Source organism: Polycladidibacter hongkongensis (assembly GCF_001561995.1).
GTDB lineage: Bacteria > Pseudomonadota > Alphaproteobacteria > Rhizobiales > Stappiaceae > Pseudovibrio > Pseudovibrio hongkongensis.
The window spans coordinates 221,024-241,951 of record NZ_LLWC01000022.1; the positions used below are offsets into that span (position 1 = coordinate 221,024).

The 20,928-nt window shown below is 54.6% G+C and carries 19 protein-coding genes; 12 read left to right on the top strand and 7 right to left on the bottom strand.

Annotation, left to right across the window (positions count from 1 at the left end):
• Positions 1-21 precede the first annotated feature (21 nt).
• Entirely contained in the window at positions 22-1,065 is a 1,044-nt protein-coding gene (locus AYK82_RS09155; RefSeq protein WP_068314425.1) for a P1 family peptidase, read from the top strand.
• Positions 1,066-1,208: 143 nt separating this feature from the next.
• On the opposite strand, the gene AYK82_RS09160 is transcribed toward AYK82_RS09155, so the two are convergent.
• The 4 genes from AYK82_RS09160 to AYK82_RS09175 all read right to left on the bottom strand — a co-directional run bounded on the left by AYK82_RS09160 (position 1,209) and on the right by AYK82_RS09175 (position 9,722).
• Entirely contained in the window at positions 1,209-4,343 is a 3,135-nt protein-coding gene (locus AYK82_RS09160; protein WP_068314428.1) for an efflux RND transporter permease subunit, read from the bottom strand.
• A 14-nt stretch (positions 4,344-4,357) separates the two neighbouring features.
• Positions 4,358-5,452: an efflux RND transporter periplasmic adaptor subunit gene (locus AYK82_RS09165; protein ID WP_068314432.1), complete on the bottom strand. Its 1,095-nt coding sequence runs from the start codon at positions 5,450-5,452 to the stop codon at positions 4,358-4,360.
• On the bottom strand, positions 5,436-6,026 hold the full coding sequence (locus AYK82_RS09170; protein WP_082733834.1) for a TetR/AcrR family transcriptional regulator: 591 nt from the start codon (positions 6,024-6,026) through the stop codon (positions 5,436-5,438). The genes AYK82_RS09165 and AYK82_RS09170 overlap by 17 nt, the downstream gene beginning before the upstream one ends.
• A 210-nt stretch (positions 6,027-6,236) precedes the next feature.
• A complete protein-coding gene (locus AYK82_RS09175) occupies positions 6,237-9,722 on the bottom strand; it encodes an indolepyruvate ferredoxin oxidoreductase family protein (RefSeq protein WP_068314437.1) in 3,486 nt (1,161 codons plus the stop codon).
• Positions 9,723-9,888: 166 nt separating this feature from the next.
• Between AYK82_RS09175 and AYK82_RS09180 the strand changes: the two genes are divergently transcribed.
• Positions 9,889-10,365, top strand: coding sequence for an Lrp/AsnC family transcriptional regulator (locus AYK82_RS09180; protein WP_068314439.1), 477 nt, complete (start codon positions 9,889-9,891; stop codon positions 10,363-10,365).
• Between the two features lie 44 nt (positions 10,366-10,409).
• Positions 10,410-11,081, top strand: a complete 672-nt coding sequence (gene rpe, locus AYK82_RS09185) for a ribulose-phosphate 3-epimerase (protein WP_068314442.1) — start codon at positions 10,410-10,412, stop codon at positions 11,079-11,081.
• Between the two features lie 107 nt (positions 11,082-11,188).
• On the opposite strand, the gene AYK82_RS09190 is transcribed toward rpe, so the two are convergent.
• Complete coding sequence (locus AYK82_RS09190; protein WP_068314445.1) at positions 11,189-11,512, bottom strand: DUF1476 domain-containing protein; 324 nt, start codon at positions 11,510-11,512, stop codon at positions 11,189-11,191.
• 333 nt (positions 11,513-11,845) lie between these two features.
• On the opposite strand from AYK82_RS09190, the gene purC reads away from it, so the two are divergent.
• The 4 genes from purC to purQ all read left to right on the top strand — a co-directional run bounded on the left by purC (position 11,846) and on the right by purQ (position 13,838).
• On the top strand, positions 11,846-12,610 hold the full coding sequence (gene purC / locus AYK82_RS09195; RefSeq protein ID WP_068314448.1) for a phosphoribosylaminoimidazolesuccinocarboxamide synthase: 765 nt from the start codon (positions 11,846-11,848) through the stop codon (positions 12,608-12,610).
• A gap of 118 nt (positions 12,611-12,728) precedes the next feature.
• Entirely contained in the window at positions 12,729-12,971 is a 243-nt protein-coding gene (purS, locus tag AYK82_RS09200; protein ID WP_068314451.1) for a phosphoribosylformylglycinamidine synthase subunit PurS, read from the top strand.
• Positions 12,972-13,003: 32 nt separating this feature from the next.
• Complete coding sequence (locus AYK82_RS18615; protein WP_425272573.1) at positions 13,004-13,126, top strand: phosphoribosylformylglycinamidine synthase-associated small membrane protein; 123 nt, start codon at positions 13,004-13,006, stop codon at positions 13,124-13,126.
• 37 nt (positions 13,127-13,163) lie between these two features.
• Positions 13,164-13,838 (top strand): phosphoribosylformylglycinamidine synthase subunit PurQ, encoded by a 675-nt coding sequence (purQ, locus tag AYK82_RS09205; RefSeq protein WP_068314454.1) that lies wholly within the window; start codon positions 13,164-13,166, stop codon positions 13,836-13,838.
• 95 nt (positions 13,839-13,933) lie between these two features.
• Here purQ and chrA read toward each other — a convergent pair whose 3' ends face one another.
• Positions 13,934-15,145 carry a chromate efflux transporter gene (gene chrA / locus AYK82_RS09210; protein WP_068314456.1) on the bottom strand — a complete coding sequence of 404 codons (1,212 nt, stop codon included), beginning with the start codon at positions 15,143-15,145 and terminating at the stop codon, positions 13,934-13,936.
• A 278-nt stretch (positions 15,146-15,423) separates the two neighbouring features.
• Between chrA and AYK82_RS09215 the strand changes: the two genes are divergently transcribed.
• The 5 genes from AYK82_RS09215 to AYK82_RS09235 all read left to right on the top strand — a co-directional run bounded on the left by AYK82_RS09215 (position 15,424) and on the right by AYK82_RS09235 (position 19,673).
• A complete protein-coding gene (locus tag AYK82_RS09215) occupies positions 15,424-15,936 on the top strand; it encodes a hypothetical protein (protein WP_068314457.1) in 513 nt (170 codons plus the stop codon).
• Between the two features lie 180 nt (positions 15,937-16,116).
• Positions 16,117-18,324 (top strand): phosphoribosylformylglycinamidine synthase subunit PurL, encoded by a 2,208-nt coding sequence (gene purL, locus AYK82_RS09220; RefSeq protein ID WP_068314458.1) that lies wholly within the window; start codon positions 16,117-16,119, stop codon positions 18,322-18,324.
• A gap of 79 nt (positions 18,325-18,403) precedes the next feature.
• The gene (locus AYK82_RS09225; protein ID WP_068314459.1) at positions 18,404-18,637 is read left to right on the top strand and encodes a BolA family protein; all 234 of its coding nucleotides are present in this window, start codon (positions 18,404-18,406) and stop codon (positions 18,635-18,637) included.
• A gap of 120 nt (positions 18,638-18,757) precedes the next feature.
• The gene (gene grxD, locus AYK82_RS09230; RefSeq protein ID WP_068314462.1) at positions 18,758-19,093 is read left to right on the top strand and encodes a Grx4 family monothiol glutaredoxin; all 336 of its coding nucleotides are present in this window, start codon (positions 18,758-18,760) and stop codon (positions 19,091-19,093) included.
• A 163-nt stretch (positions 19,094-19,256) separates the two neighbouring features.
• On the top strand, positions 19,257-19,673 hold the full coding sequence (locus AYK82_RS09235) for a hypothetical protein (RefSeq protein WP_068314465.1): 417 nt from the start codon (positions 19,257-19,259) through the stop codon (positions 19,671-19,673).
• Between the two features lie 72 nt (positions 19,674-19,745).
• On the opposite strand, the gene ttcA is transcribed toward AYK82_RS09235, so the two are convergent.
• Positions 19,746-20,717, bottom strand: coding sequence for a tRNA 2-thiocytidine(32) synthetase TtcA (gene ttcA / locus AYK82_RS09240; protein ID WP_068314469.1), 972 nt, complete (start codon positions 20,715-20,717; stop codon positions 19,746-19,748).
• Positions 20,718-20,928: the final 211 nt, after the last annotated feature.

Here is a 20,928-nt window from a genome sequence, read left to right on the forward strand (position 1 = left end):
AGACAGCTAACGGGACAGCACATGCAAAGCACCTACCCACCGGGCCAATACAATCTCATAACCGATGTGCCGGGGCTAAAACTCGGTCACGCCACCGACACGGCTCTGAAATCAGGCAGTACCGTCCTCGTGCCGGATGAGCCCGCAGTTGCATCCATCGCTATTATGGGCGGCGCACCGGGCACCCGCGACATAGCCCTGCTTGAACCTGAGCAAACGGTCGAGAAAGTCGATGCGCTTGTGCTCTCTGGCGGCTCCGCCTTTGGCCTCGACGCCGCCGGAGGGGTGCAAGCCGCCCTCGCCGAAGCAGGACGCGGCTTCGCTATCGGCCCGGTACGTGTTCCAATCACCCCAACAGCGATCCTCTTCGATCTGCTAAATGGCGGCGACAAAAACTGGGGCACATTTTCGCCCTACCGAGAACTCGGCTACCGCGCCGCAAAAGCCGCCCTTGCCAGTACCGACAAAGCGTTTTCCCTTGGTAGCGTTGGCGCTGGCACCGGCGCACTTACCGCCGATTTGAAAGGCGGTCTGGGTTCTGCTTCTTCCTGCTTGCCAAGCGGCGCAACACTTGGCGCGCTGGTTGCTGCCAACCCGCTCGGGCGCACAACCATCGGCTCTTCCAACCATTTCTGGGCCGCCCCTTTTGAGCAAAACCGGGAGTACGGCAATTGCGGCATGCCTTCACCGTGGCCGCAAGACGCAACCGAGCTTGTTACAAAACTCTCGCTCTCACAAGAGCCTGCCCAACCGCTATCCAACACCACCATCGCCATAATAGCCACAGATCTGGCGCTCACCAAAGCACAGGCAAAGCGCATTGCCACCGTCGCCCATGACGGCATGGCGCGAGCAATCTTCCCATCGCACACCCCGCTAGATGGTGACTTGGTTTTTGTCCTCTCAACGGGCAGGCAAAAGCTAAAATCAGCCGATAGCGAACTGCTGGAGCTGGGCCACATCGCCGCCCTCACCCTCGCCCGTGCCATTGCCCGCGGCATTTATGAAGCCACACCAGAACCGGGCGATCTGCTCCCCTGTTGGCGGCAACGCCACAAAGTCTAATTGCAAAAGAAGAGCGCCGCCCGTGGTGTTGGACACGGAAGCGGCGCTCGAAAAGCATTGGCGGATCTGCGGTTTATCCCGCCAACGCAATCTGGTGTTTAGGTAATCACTCCGCCGGAGGTCTCACCCCCGGCGAACATTTTTTATGCAGGTTCCGGCGCATTCTCCTGTGCTTTCACGGCAACAAGAGGAGCCTCAACAGAGGGCTCGGTTGGCTCCGATCCACCCTTGTTATCGCCATAGCGAACGCCGTGGAACAGGGCGAACAACACTGGCACTGCAATCAAGGTCAATACGGTTGCAAAGGACAATCCGCCCATAATAGTCACCGACATCGAGCGGAACATGGGATCAACAATCAACGGCGCCATACCGAGGATCGTGGTCACCGCTGCCATACACACCGGGCGCAAACGTGAAACCGAAGCATCAACAATCGCGGCAATTTTGTCCTTACCTTCATCAATCTGCACATCAATCTCCTCAAGCAACACAATCGCGTTCTTGATGAGCATGCCGGACAAGGAGAGGAAACCGAGGATCGCCATGAAGTCAAAGGGAAAGCCGGTGCCAAGCAAGGCAATTGTCACACCGTTGATTGCCATGGGTACCGTAAGCCAGATGATCAGAGGTTCACGGACACGGGCAAACAACAAAATGGTGATGATGATCATAATCAAGAAGCTGATCGGCTGTTTGCTGCCCAGCGCTTCTTGAGCCTCCGCCGAGCTTTCAAACTCGCCGCCCCACTCCATTTCGTAGCCCCTAGGCAAGGCAATAGCTTCTATCGCTCCGCGAACCCGCGCATGAGCAACAGATGCCAGCTCATCCGGAGCACTTTGCGATAGCACCGTAATTGTCCGTACCCGGTCACGCCGACGGATGACCGTGTCCTCGATCGAGGTACGCACATCGCTCGTCACCTGATCAATCGGGATGTATTTGCGTTGCTGCGAGCTCCACACCAGTGTGTTGATGAGTGCTTCACTAGCACTCACACCTTCACCGCGTTCCCGCTTGGCTACAATCGGAATAATTTCATCATCATCCCGGTAGCTGCCGGCACGCAAACCGTCAGAGGAAAACTGGATCGATTGAGCCAAGTCCCGGCGGGTAATCCCGGCAATCCGGGCTCGCTGTTCGTCGAACATCGGCTGAATTACCAGCTCCCGTTCGCGCCAGTCAGAGCGCACATCAGACAAACGATACTGAGGGTCTTTAAAGATTTCCAGCGCTTGAGCGGACAATTCGCGCAGCACACCTGCGTCCGGTCCGCTAAAGCGCACCTGCACATCAGCACCCGTCGGCGGGCCAAAGACCAGCCGTTCTGTCGTCACCATCGCATTGGGGAACGTGTCACGTCCATAGGCGCGCACTTTAAGCGCCAGATCGTCAATCACCTCAGTGTTTTTAGTGCGTACAATGATCTGCCCATAGTTGGAAGTCCGGTCCTGCGCCCCGTAGGTGAGCATAAACCGCGTTGCCCCTTCACCAACGAATGACGTTGTCGCCGTTACATTCGGATCTTGGCGCAGCATCTCGTCTAGCTTGCGCATGTCCCGTACGGTCGCATGCATATCGCTTCCCTGCGGCAGCCAATAGTTCACATAGAGCAGCGGCGTGGCCGAATTCGGGAAGAACGCGTTAGAGACAAACTGGAACATAAAGATGCTGGTCGCCGTAAGGCCAACAAGACCTGCAATTGTTACCCAGCGCAGCCGCAGAGCTAATGTCAGCCACGCACGGTAAAAGCGATAGAGAAATCCGCCATACGGATCCTTGCCGTCCTCACCACTGCCTTGCACAAAGAAATAACTGCCAAACAGCGGGGTCACTGCAATAGCAAACACCCAAGACATAAACAGTGATATGGAAACCACAGCAAACAGCGAGAACATAAACTCGCCCGTTGTATCTTGAGAAAGACCAATACCGGCAAACGCCATCAGGCCGATAATTGTCGCCCCGAGCAGCGGCCACATAGTCTGCTTCACAATCAGCGAAGCCGATTTAACAGCGCTCTTGCCGCGCTGCATATTAATCATCATACCTTCGGCAATCACAATGGCGTTGTCAACGAGCATCCCCATGGCAATCACCAATGCACCCAGCGAGATCCGCTCCAGCTCAATGTTAAACAAGTGCATAAAGAAGACCGTCGATAGCACCGTGAGCAAAAGCACAGAACCGACAACAACAGCCGCCCGCCAACCCATAAAGATACCAAGAACGGCAATTACAATTGCCACCGAGATGATCAGGTTGACAATGAAATCACTCACTGCCTTGTCAACAACCACATGCTGCTCATAAATCGGCGTGATTTCCATACCAATCGGCAAGGCGGCCCGAATGTCGTTGATTTTCGCTTCCACCTTCTCGCCAACAGCGACGATATTTGTGTTCTCTAGTGCAGCAATACCGATTGTCACCGCCGGTTGCCCATCGAAGAAGATCTTGCTCTTCGGCTTCTCAGGTTCACCAATGCGCAAAGTCGCCACATCAGACAGGCGTACCATTGCGGTAGAACCCGGCTGGCCAACAACAAGACCCTGAATGCTCTGATAGGTATGGAACGCAGAGTCCGTCGAGATTCGCATCCGAAGATCGCCTGAACGCGAAGACCCATCGCTTTGTACGGCGTTTTCCGCTTTCAGAACATTCATGACATCGCTAAGCGTAATGCCGAGCTGCGCTAAGCGATCCTGATTGATGTCGATGTAGATGACATCCTCCGGCAAACCGGAAACCTGCACCTTAGCCACGTTTTCAACGGCAAGCAGCTCGCGGCGCACATCTTTGACAACCCGGCGCATCTCGCGGTTGCTATAGCCCTCGGCGGTAAACGCATAGAACAAGCCAAACACATCGCCAAAACTGTCATAAACAACAGGATCCCGCACCCCATCTGGCAGATGCGGGCGCGCATCATTCACCTTACGGCGCAGCTCGTCCCACACTTGCGGCAGCGTGGCGCCATCATAGGTGTCTTTGATTTCCACCTCGATGCGCGACAAACCGGGTTCGGTCGTCGAGCGCAGCTCATCAAGCTGCGGCATCTGCTGAATTGCTGTTTCCAGCACTTCAGTCACTTCCTGCTCAACTTCTTCAGCGCTCGCGCCCGGATAAGAAGTGATCACCTGCGCCACTTTAATAGTAAACGCCGGATCTTCTAGCCGACCAATGTTGGTCAGCGCCCATATGCCACCAAGAAGGGCAATAAGGACAACCATCCAAACATTGACCGGTTTTTTGATTGAATAATTTGCAATATCCATAAAACTACACGCCGTTAATTGCCAAGTGGCTGAATAACTTGACCGTCCTGCAAGTGTGCAACACCTGCAACCACGATCGTCTCACCTGCATCCACACCGCCGGAAATCGTCACCAACGGCCCAAGCACTTGGCCCAGCTGCACAGCACGTTTGCTAATCGCATTGGTCGTACCGTTAACGATCCAGACAAAGCTGGTTTTATCCGGGTTCATGCCAATCGCAGATGTCGGCAGCAAAATGCCATCATTTCCAGCTACGTGCGGCGAGCGCGCATCAATACGTACACTTGCTGTCATGCCCGGAAAAATCGAAAGGTCATTCGGATAAGGCATAGCAAGCGTAACCCGATAGGTCTGGGTAACCGGATCCGCTTCTGTCGAATGCTCGCGGTAGGTCAGCTGGTATGCCTTGCCCGGATTTGCTGGAAACTCGGCTGTCATTGATCGAAGGTCAGAATTAATCGCCTGCGCAAACAGGGTTTCAGGCACATTGATATCAATCTGCACCTCACTGACATCCTGAAGACGCAGCACCGCATTCCCTTGCCCCACTGTGGTGAAGTTATCTACCAAGCGCTTGGTAATGATCGCATCAAACGGAGCCACCAGCTTGGTATAGCCCATATTTTGCTCGGCTTTATCAAGGGTCACTTTCGCCAAGTCATAGGCGGTCCGTGTCTTGTCAAAAGCCCCTTGCGAAATCACTTGTTTCTTAAGCAGCTCATCATAACGCTGCAAATCAAGTTTCTTTTGCTCGTAGTTAACTTTCGCTTCACGCAGAATGTTTTCATAATCAGTCGGGTCAAGCGCCGCGATCAGATCTCCCTTCTTCACCCGCTGGCTTTCCAGCACTGGCAATTCGTTGAGCTGCCCACTCACACGAAATGCCATATTCACCGTTTGCACCGCCTCGACACGGCCGGTAAAGCTGCGCGTGTACAACCCCTGCTGCTCCACAATTTGCAGGACTTTTGCAGGGCGCGGAGCAGCTTCGGTTGCGGCATTTGCATCACTTGCCGGCTTTTGACAACCTGCCAACAAGCCAAGCCCACCGAGGCTCAAGGCAGCGATTACACCAAATTTCATCATGTCTTTATTCAGTTTCAACATGGCAATAACCTGAATTTTGAGCCGCTTGCACGCGGCCCGTGGAGGGAGAGATAAGCAGGGCGCGCAAAGCAGCAATGGCAGCCCCTATTTCTTCTTGGGATTTCCCTTCGATCCCCAAAGCGTGGCGCAGATGCAGGCCATCCAAGGCCAGCAGAACGATAAAAGCCATCATTGGATCTCGAGCTTCGGATTCGATCAAAGGTTCGATTTCAAAACACAACTCGCGAAATCTACAGAGCAACTCCGGCCTGTCTGCAGAAACTGTCAAAATTGCATGAGACAACCGGCGTTCGGCAACCATGCAATAAACGTCTATCAGGGCTCGAATAGTGGGGTCATTCAGGCCTTCGGCTTGGTATTCCTTACGCTTTCTAAAGACCAACTCTTGAAAACGGCTCACCAGTCGCTCAACCATCGAGCCAAGCAATTCGTCTTTGCTACGAAAGTTATAAAGCAACCCACCCTTAGAGTAGCCCGCTTCTTGCGCAACCGCCTCTAGGGTAAGATTGGCGACCCCAGCCCGACCTATGATCACCTCGGTTGCATCCAGCAATATGTCCCTTGCACTTTCCAAGGCTTCATTCCTTCAAGATACACTTCGAATTTTCTAGACTCATCAGTCGGTTTCTGCACCGCCTGGTCGGTTTCTATACCGGCTGGACGGTACTGTCAATTACACACGCGGGCGCAAGTATCAAAACAACACAAAAACAACCCCACATACCGCCCGAAGCACAGGTGATATGTGGGGTTGATTTATTTAGCGTTTTGTAAGGCTTAAAGCTTACTCGGCAGCCTCTTTGAAGGGCACAGTGGTCGGGTCGTCTTGCAGCAAGGCGATCAATTTCTGGCGCCGCTGCGCAGCCGCGCTAAGGGACTGGGCCTTCACAACACCAAAGCCCCTGACCGAATCAGGCACGCGCATTAAATCAACCAGAAGACCATAATTTGCAACTCCAACGCGACCTGTGACCCGGATCACATCCCGCTCGAACCGCCGCATTAACTGCCGCTCGTCCCGCCGCTCTTGCGTGTGACCAAACGGATCATAAGCTTTCCCTCGCAGCCATTTGCCCTTTGCCAACAACTTGAAGGCGGAAAACACCCACGGCCCAAAGGCCAGCTTTTTTGGCCGTCCGGTTTTCTTGTCCTTACCCAAAGGCCAAAGTGGCGGCGCCAGCATTACCTTAAGCTTGCGTGGCTGTTCAAACTGCGCCATCAGCTTTTGCTTAAAGGCCGGATCGGCATAAAGCCGCGCCACCTCATACTCGTCCTTATAAGCCATCACCTTGTAAAGCATCTCTGCCGCTGTGCGGGTCAGCTCCATAGTTCCAAGCCCGAATTCTGCATCACGTTCACGCAGCTTATCTAGCAAACGACGATATCGCCGCCCATAGGCCGTATCCTGATAGGCCTCAAGCTCTTGCTGGTAAAACTTGATAAGCTCTTTTAGCCCGAGCGCCGCTTGCGCTTCTCCCTTTGGTAACGCCTGCAAGATTTCGCCCGGCTGTGCCATGAGCACGCGCCCGGCCAGAAACGCCCTCTGGTTCTGCTGCGCAGCTGCGCCGTTAAGCTCAATTGCGGCGAAAATGCCCTCCTGCGAAAGCGGCAACGCTCCTGCCTGATAGGCCATCCCCACCAACATCATATTGGCGAAAATCATATCGCCGAAGAGTTGCTCGGCGATCCGCGCCATATCGTGATGCACAAAACGCTTTGCCCCTTCCTCAAGCGCCCGCACCATGGCCGAGGTGTCATAGCTCTGGCGTTGCTTCATCACAAATTCCGAAGTGGGCGCCACTTGGCCATTTGCCAGCGCCAAAGTGCGCGAGGAATTCAGCAAGGCCAGCTGCTCAGCCTTGGCAGCCACCAGCATATCACTGGCCAGCAGGACATCCAGTGTCCCGGTTGGCACACGCGGCCCTTCGATCTGCGCATCCGTCGCCGCAAATCGCACATGCGAAGTAACAGGCCCGCCCTTTTGCGCCAAACCGGTCATATCCAAAGTCGAGGCCTGCAATCCCTGTATATGCGCCGCCATTGCCAGCACCGCCGCAACTGTGGTGACCCCCATCCCGCCGATCCCGGCCACCAGCAAATTTACCGGTTCACGCAAACTCGAGGGTTGCACAGCTGGCAAGCGCTCGGCCATACCGGCAAGATCTAGCGAAATTGTCGCTGCCTTGCGCAAACTCGCCCCTTCCACATAAACAAAAGAGGGGCAAAACCCTTTGACGCAAGAGAAGTCTTTGTTACAGGAGGATTGGTTGATGCGCCGCTTTTCACCAAACGGCGTATCAAGCGGCTCAATCGACAAGCAGTTTGACTGTACCGAACAGTCACCACACCCCTCACACACGCGCTCATTTACAAAAAGCCGCAGGTCCGGATCATCCATCAGGCCACGCTTGCGCCGCCGCCGCTTTTCCGATGCACAGGTCTGATCATAAACAATAACAGAAACACCCGCGCCCCGCGCCAGCTCTTCCTGCACCTGCATCAAATCATCGCGGTGACGGGCTTTTATGCCTTTAGGTAAGCGGACCGCGTCGCCATAAAGCTCTGGCGTTTCACTCAGCAGCGCCACCTCGCGCACGCCCTCTGCTTTGATCTGCGCTAACAAATCAGGTACGCTCAATGTTCCATCAATGGGTTGCCCTCCTGTCATGGCAACCGCATCATTGTAAAGCACCTTGTAGGTCATCGACACGTTTGCCGCCACGGCTTGCCGGATAGCCAGAATTCCGGAATGGAAATAGGTGCCATCCCCCATATTTGCATAGACATGCTTATCCTTGGCGAATGGAGCCTGACCTACCCACAGCACACCCTCTCCGCCCATGGCCACCTGCCCATCGGTGGTACGCCCGTTGATCTCCGACATGGCATGGCAGCCAATGCCCGGCATGGCGCGCGCGCCCTCCGGTATCACCGTAGAAGAGTTGTGCGGGCAGCCAGAGCAGAAATACGGCATCCGCACCCCGCTTTCCCCATGCCCCTGCGCCCACATCTGCTGCTGTGTCATCTGCCGTGACACCGCGCGCATCTGCGCCCCTTGCATATCCTCTGGCAAAAAGGCGCGCAGAGCCTGAATAATCTCGGCAATGGACAGCTCCAACACATCAGAGAGCACCACCTCACCGTTTGGCGCTTTCTTGCCCCAGATCTGCGGACGTTGCTCTGGCGCCCATCCATAAGCAATGTCTTTGATCTGCGGCTCGATGAAGGCGCGCTTGTGCTCCACCACCATCAGCTTTTCCAACCCACGGGCAAAGCCGGAGATCGCGGTGGGTTCAAGCGGATACGGCATCGCCACCTTAAACACCGAAAGCCCCAGCTCCCGCGCCCGCGCATCGTTAATCCCGCACAGCTCAAGCGCCTGACACACATCGCGAAAGGCTTTGCCGCTGGCCACAAGCCCAAGACGCGGCTTGCTGGCACCAAATGCCACCCGGTCCAATCCGTTGGCCCGCACATAGGCCTGCGCCGCTGGTAAGCGGATATCCCGCAACAGGCGCTCGGTCTCCAGCCGGTTTCCCAGCAACAACACCCTGTTAAGCTCTGCCGAGCGCCGCGGATCCTCTTCAACAGGATGCAAAAACACCCGGCGCCCCTGCCCCACATGCACAGTTGCCGAAGCATCCATCGTATCTGCAAGGCAAATCAACCCGCTCCACAGGCCGCAATAGCGCGACATTTCCAGCCCATGCTGCCCATGATCAAGCACATCTTGAATATCGGCAGGATTAAAAACCGGCATCTCCGCATGTTGAAAAAAGAATTCGCTCTGCGCTGGCAAAATAGATGACTTTGCCAAATGGTCATCACCCGCCAACGCCAGCACGCCGCCGTTCCTGTCAGTTCCACTGGCATTTGCCTGTTTCAAAACGTCGCCAGCGCGGTCAACTCCAGGCGCTTTGCCGTACCACATGCCAAACACACCATCAAAGGAACTCCCCTTCCCGTGTTGGCGCACCTTCTGCGTGCCCCAGACCGCAGTTGCCCCCAGCTCCTCGTTAAGGCCGGGCTGAAAATGAATATTGAGCGGTGCTAAAATATTCTCGCACCTCGCCAACTCGCTATCGAACCCACCCAGCGGTGAGCCACGGTAGCCGGAAACAAAACCACCCGTCTTGAGGCCAATTTCGCTATCCAGTCGCGAACGCTCCAGCGCAATCCGCACCAAAGCCTGAATACCGCTAATGTAGATTCCGTCCTGTTCTTTGCTATACTTGTCGCCAAGCTGCACACTTCGCAAAACAGCAGTCATTGCGCAGTTCTCCTCTCCCATCAGGAAACGAGGAAGACCGTTAGTCCGTCCACTGGTCTTTCCCGCCCTCCGTCCAGACCTATTTTGATCCTTCACAGCCGCAACATCTGTGCTATCCTACCAAGAAATACCTATAAATACGAAAAATATATCCTCCAGAGGCTACATGAGCGAAACGACCCTCCTAGACCATACGGACATCAAAGTCCTGAGAATCCTGCAAAAAGACGCCAGCCAATCCATCGCTGACATCGCTCGCGAAGCTGGAATGAGCCAAACGCCCTGTTGGCGTAGAATCAAGCGTCTGAAAGAATCAGGTGTCATAAAACAGGTCGCCGCGCTTGTGGATCGCGAGTCTGTGGGTTTGGGTTTCCTCGCGTATTCTTTTGTAAAGCTCAACCTTCCATCACGCGAGAACATGGAGACGTTTGACCGGTTGGTAAACGTGTGGCCAGAGGTTGTAACCTGCGAGCGCATCACCGGCGCCGTCGATTATCTCATCAAGGTCGTCACCACTGACATCAAAGACTACGACAACTTTCTTCGTCTAAAACTGCTCAACAATGAGTTGGTTTCCGACGTTCAGTCGCGAATTGTTGTGTCGACAATCAAAGAGACTGTCGCCCTGCCACTGCGAGAGTGATAAAACAAAGCAGCAAACAATCCTGCAATTTGGAATTTATGAGAATGACCCAGCCTCTTGCCATTGCCCCCTCTGTCTTGGCGGCAGATTTCGCCAACCTCGGCCAAGAAGTCCGCGATGTCACCGCCGCCGGTGCTGACTGGATACACCTTGATGTCATGGATGGGCATTTTGTGCCCAACATCTCCTTTGGGCCTGCGGTCATTGCCGCCCTGCGCCCGCACACTGACAAGATCTTCGATACACACCTGATGATCGAGCCATGTGATGCGTATCTGGAAGCGTTCGCCAAGGCCGGCTCCGATTACATCACCGTGCATGCCGAAGCCACCAAGCACCTTGACCGTTCGTTGCAGGCTATCAGAGCTCTGGGGAAAAAGGCGGGCGTTTCGCTCAATCCTGCCACTCCAGAATCTGTTCTGCAATACATCATGGACAAGGTCGACCTCATTCTGGTCATGTCGGTAAACCCGGGATTCGGCGGTCAGAGCTTTTTGGAAAGCCAGTTGCAAAAGATCAGCAACATCCGCGAAATGATTGCAGATCGCCCCATCCGGCTGGAAGTGGATGGCGGCGTGACAGCGCAAACAGCGCCGCTGGTCACCAAGGCAGGTGCTGACACGCTGGTGGCGGGCTCTGCCATTTTCAGCGGGGGAACTCAAGACGCCTACCAGAAAAACATTGCGGCTCTTCGCGCCAGCATCGCAGCCAGTTAAACGGCTGGTTAGCTGCGCACAGCGCATTAGCGTCATGGAACTGAACAAACAAGGCGGGATCTATCCCGCCTTGTTTCGTTATAGCGCCGCTTAGCACACACGCTGCTTTAGCCGCTGGTCTCTAACTGCTTGCGCGCCTCTAGAAACAACTCTTGCATGGTGCGCTCCACTTGATGCTCGGATTTTTCCACCCCCGCATCCTGCAAGTCTGCCCAGACCTTGTCCTTTACCAGCCCATCCCCGTCATCTTTCAAATCATAGCCGACAAGAGATTGTGCATAGGCCGCACTTTCACCCTCTCCAAGGTTCATCAACTGTGCCGCCCATGCACCAAGCAACTTGTTACGACGTGCCTTAACTTTAAACAGCATATCCTCGCCAAGCGCATAGCCCCCTTCAAAGGCTTGCTTTCGCTGATCAAATAAACTCATTTCGCTCTCCTCATGCCCTCAACAAGAGATCACGCACCACCAATTGGCAAAATAACGCCACAACCAGCAGTCGTTACGCAAACGCTGCCTAACAGACCCGCTCCTGCGCACCAACCTAGACCATAGTTATGACAGGACCAAAAATACCGCAGGTTTTCGCAGAAAACGCGAAAATATTCAGGTTTGAAATTTAAGGAAAAGTACATTAAGTTCCGCGCCGCAACACACCCCTCGTGGCGCCTAGGCTTTATTGACAAGAGCAACGCCTGCTCCCCCCGCAAGTCTTCGCAAAACGAGGCACTCTAACTCTTACTTTCAACGTGGTAATCGCCTATGAACCGCCGCCGTCGAATTTATGAAGGCAAGGCCAAAATTCTCTATGAGGGCCCGGAACCGGGAACTCTTGTCCAGCACTTCAAAGATGACGCAACCGCTTTTAACAATCAAAAGCATGATGTGATCGATGGAAAAGGTGTGCTCAACAATCGCATTTCGGAGTTCATCTTCTCCCAGCTGAACACCATGGGCATTCCCACACACTTCATTCGCCGCCTGAACATGCGCGAGCAGCTCATCCGGCAGGTGGAGATCGTGCCCATTGAAGTTGTGGTGCGCAACATTGCAGCCGGTTCTTTGTGCAAGCGTCTTGGGGCTGAGGAAGGCACGCGTCTTAATCGCTCCATCGTCGAGTTCTACTACAAAAACGATGAGCTTGGTGATCCATTGGTTTCGGAGGAGCACATCACCTCCTTTGGCTGGGCCTCCCCGCAAGAGCTCGATGATATGATGACCATGGCCATCCGTATCAACGATTTCCTCACCGGGCTCTTCCTTGGTGTTGGCATTACCTTGGTCGATTTCAAAATCGAGTTCGGACGCCAGATCGAGGGCGATATGATGCGCATCATTCTCGCCGACGAGATCTCGCCAGACAGCTGCCGCCTGTGGGATACCAATACCAGCGAGAAGCTGGACAAAGACCGCTTCCGCCAAAACTTGGGCGGCATGGTCGAGGCCTATCAGGAAGTCGCGCGTCGTTTAGGCATTTTTATCGATAACGAGCGCCCCGGCCACAGCGGCCCTGTACTTGTAAAATAACACTTCAAAACGGGCAGCGGTCTCATTGACCCTGCCCGTTTTCCCGAAAATACGACCTCGCACCGCATATAAGCAAGCGTGCGGCTAAACAGACCTATTCAAACTGAAGGACACCACCATGAAGGCGCGCGTCACCGTTACCTTGAAAAACGGCGTACTTGACCCACAGGGCAAGGCAATCGAAGGCTCCCTCAGTGCTTTGGGCTTTGCTGGCATCGCCGGCGTTCGGCAGGGCAAAGTCTTCGATCTGGAGCTGGCTGCACAATCCGCTGACGAAGCCAAGCAAGAAATCACCAAAATGTGTGAGCAGCTGCTCGCTAATACGGTTATCGAAAACTACAGCATCGACATTCTCAAATAAACGCCGCCCACCTAAAGCCTACAAACTTAGCCATGACCAATCAGCCCCAACAAGATGACAGCGCGCGCATCCTGCGTTTTATGCTCATAAAGGCAGTCATATTTATTGGCTTGCCTGCAGCGCTTTCAGGTCTTGCTGTCTGGTGGCTGCTGTGAGCATGCAGGCCGTGCCTGAACAAGGACCCGAGACTCTATGAAATCCGCTGTTCTGCTCTTCCCCGGCTCCAACCGGGATCGTGATATGATCAAGGCGCTGGAGCACATCTCCGGCAACCCTGTCGCAACTGTCTGGCATACGGAAACAACGCTCCCCGAGGCGGACCTCTACGTCTTGCCCGGCGGCTTCTCCTATGGCGATTACCTGCGCTCCGGCGCCATCGCCGCGCGCTCCCCTATTATGGGCGCTCTGAAAAGCGCTGCGGCGCAGGGCAAACATGTGCTTGGCGTGTGTAACGGCTTTCAAATGCTAACCGAGGCCGGCTTGCTTCCCGGCGCGCTGATGCGCAATGCCTCTTTGCACTTCGTTTGCAAAAACGTCGAACTGCAAACCACAAGCACCAACAGCCCGTTCACTCAGAATATGGCTAGTGGCGCGGTATGGCAGTGCCCGGTTGCCCACCACGATGGCAACTATTTTGCTGACAGTGAAACCCTAAATAGGCTTGAGGGAGAAGGCTGCGTGGCTTTCCGCTATGCAAATGGCACCAACCCCAACGGCTCTATCAACGACATCGCAGGCATTACAAGCGAAAACGGCCGCATTCTAGGGATGATGCCCCACCCGGAAAACCTAATCGAAGACTTGCATGGCGGCCTTGAGGGCCGTGCGCTGTTTGAAAGCGTTATGCAAACACTAGACGCTGCCTAGCACCAAACAAAAGGCTGATGCTAAGGCACAGCGGCGCTTTCCGCAAAAAATCATGGGCTGCATTTGCAGCCCGTAATTTTTTGCAGCCTCAACAGCTAGAAGTAAACCGTGAGCACCCCGGCTCCCCCAAGGCATAGCACCACATAAAGCGGCGGGAGGCGCCACACTGCCAGCATTAAAAATCCAGACACTGCAAGCGCGAAGTCAATCGGTTCTCGCACTGCACTTGTCCACACGGGCGCGTAAAAAGCTGCTGCCAAAACTCCGACAACCGCCCCATTTGCACCAGCAAGAAGCGCTCTTGCACTCCCTAGAGCGCGCAGATCCTTCCAAAATGGCAATGCTCCGGCCACCAACAAAAAACCCGGCAAGAATATACCCGCAAGCGCAATCAACCCAGCCAGCCAAGCCGGGATCCCATAGGCCCCAGCAGCCCCCAGATAGCCTGCAAAAGTGAACAGCGGTCCCGGCATTGCTTGCGCCGCGCCATAGCCCGCCAAAAACACCGAGGGGTCCATGAGCCCAGCGCCCACACTTTGGCTCTCCAACAGCGGCAACACCACATGCCCACCACCAAAAACAAGTGCACCCGCCTGGAAAAATTCATGGAAAATCCGCAAGGAAGGACCGCCAAATCCAACAGAAAGCAATGGCAAACCTAGAAGCATGACTAAAAATGCGCTGAGGAAAAACACGGCAGCCTGCTTACCCACTGCCTTAGACCCGTCACCTGTTCCTGTCCCTCCCACATCCCGAGGCAACAACAACAGACCCAGCAAGGCACCTAGCCCAATGGCGGCAATCTGGGCATAGGCGCTGACAAAGTAGCTACAAATAAACAGTGCCAGCAGTGCAATTCCGGCCCTCGGCTTATCCGGACATAAGCTGCGCGCCATACCGAACAACGCATGCGCAACCACCGCAACCGCCACAAGCTTAAGCCCATGCAGCACCCCATCACCTAACGGGCCATCAATTGATGCCGCTCCGAAGGCAAACGCGATCATCATCAAAGCGGAAGGCAATGTGAAACCAACAAACGCCGCCACAGCCCCCCAAAACCCGCCGCGCATCAACCCGATGGCAAAGCCCACTTGCGAGCTAGCCGGCCCCGGCAAAAACTGGCACAGCGCAACTAGGTCTGCATAATGCGCATCATCCAGCCACTTGCGCCGCTCTACAAACTCATGCCGAAAATACCCCAAATGCGCCACTGGCCCGCCAAATGACGTCACCCCAAGCCGGCCAAAGGCACCTAATATCTCCCATGTTCGCCTTAGCGCCTGCCCACCGCGTGCAACAGTCATCTCGTGTTCCCCTATTAATCATCCCGTCCCGTACCAGCGCACTATAATTCAGTCCGTCAAGCCTCGGTCAACCGACACAACGCAGCTGTGTCCTGCTAATCTTTCTAAATTACACCTTTATGTCAGATGTGAAATTCTTATCAATTTAGCCAGACGCGCCTAACCGCTTTTCCAATTTGCGCTTGTCATCGCCAACCTTACCCTCTCCTAATGGCTCCCACGTATTTCTGTCAATTTCCCTAGCAATCCTCCCGCCTAGGGCACACGAGAGACCCCACATGCTTGCCGCGCGTACCAGACTTTTCTCCACCCTTTTTGCCTCTGTTCTTGGCCTGTCCTTTGCTGCCCCTGCGAGCGCAGCCTCCAAGGTTGACGCGAAAGCAGCTGCCTACAACACAGCCCCCAAACTCACCAACTTCGGCAATTCAGACACCTCCCAAATCGCTGAGGGTCTGTTTCTGCGCCGGATCAATTCTGATGTTATCTTCGTAGGTGTCAGCGATAACGATCCTTTTCACGGCGTAACCGGCAGCTGCTACGGCACAGCATTGGTGCGGGATTCCAAGCTTTCCGGCGAAGGATACTGCAGTTTAAACGATAGCGACGGGCAGAGCTTTGCCATTAAATTCGCGATGAAGGACATCACCTCCAAAAAACTGCTTGGCTCTTGGCGTATTATTGGCGGTCAAGGCAAATGGGCTGGCGCAAACGGCTCGGGAGATTGGACACAAACAATTGTCGGCGCAAACAACATGTCTATCGCTCACCTTACCGGCAATATCGATTTTTAGGCTCAGCATCTGCCCAAAGACCCCAAATATCCGCAGGAAACCACCCGCAAAAAATTGCAGCAAACTGAAGTATTTTCAGCGTGTTTTACGCGGGTTTTCCTTTTCTTTTCTTGAGCAAATCTGATAGTACCGCACTTAGTTTCAAGGCCCCGGCGCGCGGCGCCCAACTGTTAAAGTGCGATGCTCAACAACACTGTAGAAATTACCCCCGAACTTCTCGATGCCCACGGATTAAAACCAGAAGAATACCAGCGTATTCTTGAGCTCATCGGCCGCACGCCGACGTTCACCGAGCTTGGCATTTTTTCTGCCATGTGGAACGAGCACTGTTCCTACAAGTCCTCGAAAAAGTGGCTTCGGACCCTGCCAACAAAAGGGCCGCGGGTGATTCAGGGCCCCGGTGAGAATGCGGGCGTGGTTGATATTGATGATGGCCAGGCCGTGGTCTTCAAAATGGAAAGCCATAACCACCCTTCCTACATCGAGCCTTATCAAGGCGCCGCCACTGGTGTCGGCGGCATTCTGCGCGATGTGTTCACCATGGGGGCACGCCCTGTTGCTGCCATGAACGCCCTGCGCTTTGGTGAACCGGAGCACCAGCGCACCCGCCATTTGGTCTCTGGCGTCGTTTCCGGCGTTGGCGGTTATGGCAACTCGTTCGGCGTGCCAACCGTTGGTGGCGAAGTTGAATTCCACAAAAGCTACAATGGCAACTGCTTGGTGAACGCGTTCGCCGCAGGCCTTGCCGATGCAGATAAAATCTTCTTGTCCGAGGCAAAAGGCGTTGGCCTACCGGTCGTTTACCTCGGCGCGAAAACCGGCCGTGATGGCGTCGGCGGTGCCACCATGGCCTCTGCCGAATTTGATGAAACCATCGAAGAAAAACGCCCAACAGTGCAGGTGGGTGATCCCTTCACCGAAAAATGTCTGATGGAAGCCTGCCTTGAGCTGATGAAAACCGGCGCCGTTATCGCTATTCAGGATATGGGCGCAGCTGGCCTCACCTGTTCGGCTGTAGAAATGGGCGCCAAGGGCAATCTGGGCATCGAGCTGGATCTTGATTTGGTTCCCACCCGCGAAGAAAACATGAGCGCCTACGAGATGATGCTCTCCGAAAGCCAAGAGCGCATGCTCATGGTTCTGGAGCCATCCAAAGAAGAAGAAGCAGCCAAAATCTTCACCAAATGGGGTCTGGATTTTGCTATTTGCGGCAAAACCACCGACACCCTCCGCTTCATCATCAAGCATCACGGCGAAGTGGTGGCTGACCTGCCTATCAAGGAACTTGGTGATGAGGCCCCAGAATATGATCGCCCATGGGTGCAATGGCCAGAACCGGAAGTAAGCCCCGCTAGCGATTTCGCTGCACCAAATGACTACGCCGCCACCCTGTTGCAATTGCTTGGCGGCGCCAATGGCTCTTCCCGTCGCTGGGTTTACGAGCAATACGACACGCTCATTCAGGGCAACTCCGCCGCAACTCCTGGCGGTGATGCCGGTGTGATCCGCGTAGAGGGCACAAACAAGGGCCTTGCCTTCAGCGTCGATGTAAACCCTCGTTATTGCTACGCCAACCCATATGAGGGTGGCAAACAAGCCGTCGCCGAAACCTACCGCAACCTCTGTGCAGTTGGCGCCCTGCCACTGGCTGTCACCGACAATCTCAACTTCGGCAATCCGGAAAAACCAGAGATCATGGGCCAATTCGTTGGCTGCCTAAAAGGGATCGGCGAAGCCTGCGAGGCCTTGGAAACTCCAATCGTTTCCGGCAATGTTTCGCTTTACAACGAAACCTTTGGCGAGGGGATCTTGCCAACTCCGGCAATCGGCGCAGTTGGCCTGCTCAAAGACGTTACCCAGCGGGTTGGCATTGCTTTCACAGCTGCGGATGAGACCATCATCCTGCTCGGCGGCCACGGCACCCATCTGGGCCAGTCCCAATACGCATCAGAGGTGCTGGGCAATGAAGCAGGCGCCCCACCGCCCGTTAACTTGGACAAAGAAAAGCGCATCGGCACCTTCGTGCGCGAGGCAATCTCCAAGGGCCGCCTCACCAGCGTGCACGATCTATCCTCCGGCGGGCTGGCCGTTGCGCTGGCAGAAATGACCCTGCCCAAAGGCATGGGCGCCAGCATCAACGCCCTGCCTGAAGAAAACCAGCATGCTGTCCTCTTCGGCGAAGATCAGGGCCGCTACCTCGTCACCGTCAAACCAACAGATCTTGCCGCATTTGTTGAAGACGCCATAGATCTTGGAATTCAAGTGGATGAATTGGGCCAGACCGGCGGTTCGGATTTGACCTTTGCCGGGATTGCCACCATATCCGTATCTCAGCTTAAATCGGCCCACGAAGGCTGGTTCCCAACATTTATGGCAGGAACCTGCTAGAGTAGCCCTTGAGAAGATTCGCACTTGGCACAAGGGCTTACCCCTTTTGCCGGTGCGCACAGCGGGAAGGAAGAAAAGCATGGCCATGGACGCAGGTGAAATTCAGGCTCTCATCAAAGAAGCACTGCCAGACGCCCACGTAGAAATCCGTGATTTGGCTGGTGACGGCGATCACTATGCCGCCATTGTCGTCTCTGCCCAGTTCACCGGCAAATCCCGTGTGCAGCAGCATCAGATGGTCTATCAAGCGCTGAAGGGCAAAATGGGCGACGAGCTGCATGCCTTGGCGCTGCAAACCTCTGCCCCTGCCTAGCCATTCCACATACCTGCGAAAAAGGCTTGCCTGTTTGCCTCTGCGCAAATAGGTATGCACACTACGCAATTAAAACACGCTCACCGGGCTTTGACCCCGGTTGCAACAGAGGACCTTGCCATGAGCGATATCCAAGATTGGATCAAACACGAAGTTGAGAACAACGACGTTGTTCTGTTTATGAAAGGCACCCCGTCTTTCCCACAGTGTGGTTTCTCCGGCCAAGTGGTGCAAATTCTGGACTATACCGGCGTAAAATACGTTGGCCACAATGTTCTGGAAGACGACGCCCTGCGCCAAGGCATCAAAGATTACAGCCAGTGGCCAACAATTCCCCAGCTCTATGTAAAGGGTGAGTTCATTGGCGGCTGCGATATTCTCCGCGAGATGTTCCAAGCGCAAGAGCTGCAAACCCTGTTCACGGACAAAGGCATCGCGCTCGCCCCGCAAGGGTGAACCCGGCGGCTGCAAAGCCTTTTCAGAAAATACTTCAGATAACGATCTAAGGCGGCACTCTTGCCGCCTTTTTGCTGACCAGAGAGACACATAGGGCAATCAAATCTACCCAGAGTTGCATGTTCCATGCTAGCAATACATTTCCAATAATTAGGAATCGGAAATGATAAACTCTAGTAAAATTGCAATTATTCTTTGCACTGGACTTGGCTTAACTGTTTCGGCCTGCCAAACTAAGCCAGCCATTACTTTGCCTCAACCGCACAAAGACAAAGTTGAAAAGTTCGCCGCAGCATACCATCTTGCATCATTAGTTGCGCACCGCTGCCCAGACTTTAGCTTTAACAACAACTACTACAAAGCTTACTATCAAAAAACGAAGCGGCAAACCGGCCTAAGCGCAGAAGAAATCTATTTGGCCACTGGTCTACGCGGCTCTAAGGAGTTGAATTTGGAATATGATCGTAAGTACGCCATGGGGCCGAAAAAGAAAAACAAGCGCCCGCAGCATTGCCGCCTCGGCAGAAGCTCCAAGCTGAAAAATGATAATTCCGGAAAAATGCTCACACGAGTCCACTAGCTAAGCTCGATACACATTTAAAGAGGCGCAAAGCGCCTCTTCTGATCAACTTAACATGCACCTACGTGCCTACTACGAAAACTCGTTACCAAACAGTTTTTCTGTCATAGCCACGGAAGCTGCACAGGGGCCCTCATCATCTGCCCCTTGCTCGCTCTGGGTTGCCCCGGGCCGTAGATTGGCAAAATCCCACAGCTGCCCATCCAGCAAATGCGAAGGCCGCACATGCGCCAGAGAGCGCGCCATAATGCCAAGGCGGCCCGGTGTCTCCCGCTCCCACTGTTGCAACATGTTTTTCACCTGCACCCGCTGCAAGCCATCTTGCGAGCCACACAGATTGCAAGGAATAATGGGAAACTGCATGGCATTGGAGAACTTCTCGATGTCCGCCTCGCAAGAATTGATCAGCGGTCGCAGCACCATCAGATCTCCCTCGTCATTCACCAGTTTTGGAGGCATCGCCGCCATCCGCCCGCCATGGAACATATTCATAAAGAACGTTTCCAGCGCATCATCGCGGTGGTGACCAAGCACAATAGCCTCGCAGCCCTGCTCCCGCGCCGTGCGATACAAAATCCCGCGCCGCAACCGCGAACACAACGAGCAATACGTGCTCGTCTCTGGCAGTTTATCTGTCACGATCCCGTAGGTGTTCTCGCGCACGATGATACTAGGAATATCAAAGCGCTCAAAAAATTCCGGTAGAATATGCGCAGGGAAGCCCGGCTGCGATTGATCCAGATTGCATGCCACCAGATCCACAGGCAGCAAGCCACGCCATTTCAGATCCCACAGCACCGCCAGCAATGTGTAGCTGTCCTTGCCTCCAGATAGACAGACAAGCCACTTCGGGGTCGTCTTTTCCGCATCCGGGGCAACCATCCCGTAACTGCTAATTGCCTCGCGCACCTCGCGCAGCAGCCGTTTGCGCAGCTTCTTGAAGGAAACCGAGCTGGGCACCTCGCGAAACAGCGGGTGGCAATCAGGCTCAACCTTGAATTCATCCTCTCCCCCGGCAGGGAGCGTAGCAGCAGTGTCTTGCATGGCGTGTCTAGTCGTCTTTGCTTGGCTTGGGCCTATCGCTCTTTTGGAGCAGGCATCTCATCGTTGCCGCCCTTTTATCCCCTTGCCCTGAGAAAGACAATGGCCGGCACCCCCGCCAACAACGCGCAAGAGCCGACCCAAATTCAAAAAAAACGACAAAAAAAGAGCCACCTCGAAAGGCGGCTCTTCCAAACGCATAGCTATGCGAATG

Coding starts and splice junctions, on each gene's coding strand:
- AYK82_RS09180 (WP_068314439.1), top strand. CDS start 9,889: ATGAGCGAAACGACCCTCCTAGACCATACGGACATCAAAGTCCTGAGA.
- purL (WP_068314458.1), top strand. CDS start 16,117: ATGCTCAACAACACTGTAGAAATTACCCCCGAACTTCTCGATGCCCAC.
- AYK82_RS09215 (WP_068314457.1), top strand. CDS start 15,424: ATGCTTGCCGCGCGTACCAGACTTTTCTCCACCCTTTTTGCCTCTGTT.
- purQ (WP_068314454.1), top strand. CDS start 13,164: ATGAAATCCGCTGTTCTGCTCTTCCCCGGCTCCAACCGGGATCGTGAT.
- chrA (WP_068314456.1), bottom strand. CDS start 15,145: ATGACTGTTGCACGCGGTGGGCAGGCGCTAAGGCGAACATGGGAGATA.
- purS (WP_068314451.1), top strand. CDS start 12,729: ATGAAGGCGCGCGTCACCGTTACCTTGAAAAACGGCGTACTTGACCCA.
- AYK82_RS18615 (WP_425272573.1), top strand. CDS start 13,004: ATGACCAATCAGCCCCAACAAGATGACAGCGCGCGCATCCTGCGTTTT.
- AYK82_RS09175 (WP_068314437.1), bottom strand. CDS start 9,722: ATGACTGCTGTTTTGCGAAGTGTGCAGCTTGGCGACAAGTATAGCAAA.
- grxD (WP_068314462.1), top strand. CDS start 18,758: ATGAGCGATATCCAAGATTGGATCAAACACGAAGTTGAGAACAACGAC.
- AYK82_RS09160 (WP_068314428.1), bottom strand. CDS start 4,343: ATGGATATTGCAAATTATTCAATCAAAAAACCGGTCAATGTTTGGATG.
- purC (WP_068314448.1), top strand. CDS start 11,846: ATGAACCGCCGCCGTCGAATTTATGAAGGCAAGGCCAAAATTCTCTAT.
- ttcA (WP_068314469.1), bottom strand. CDS start 20,717: ATGCAAGACACTGCTGCTACGCTCCCTGCCGGGGGAGAGGATGAATTC.
- AYK82_RS09165 (WP_068314432.1), bottom strand. CDS start 5,452: ATGTTGAAACTGAATAAAGACATGATGAAATTTGGTGTAATCGCTGCC.
- AYK82_RS09155 (WP_068314425.1), top strand. CDS start 22: ATGCAAAGCACCTACCCACCGGGCCAATACAATCTCATAACCGATGTG.
- rpe (WP_068314442.1), top strand. CDS start 10,410: ATGACCCAGCCTCTTGCCATTGCCCCCTCTGTCTTGGCGGCAGATTTC.
- AYK82_RS09190 (WP_068314445.1), bottom strand. CDS start 11,512: ATGAGTTTATTTGATCAGCGAAAGCAAGCCTTTGAAGGGGGCTATGCG.
- AYK82_RS09225 (WP_068314459.1), top strand. CDS start 18,404: ATGGCCATGGACGCAGGTGAAATTCAGGCTCTCATCAAAGAAGCACTG.
- AYK82_RS09235 (WP_068314465.1), top strand. CDS start 19,257: ATGATAAACTCTAGTAAAATTGCAATTATTCTTTGCACTGGACTTGGC.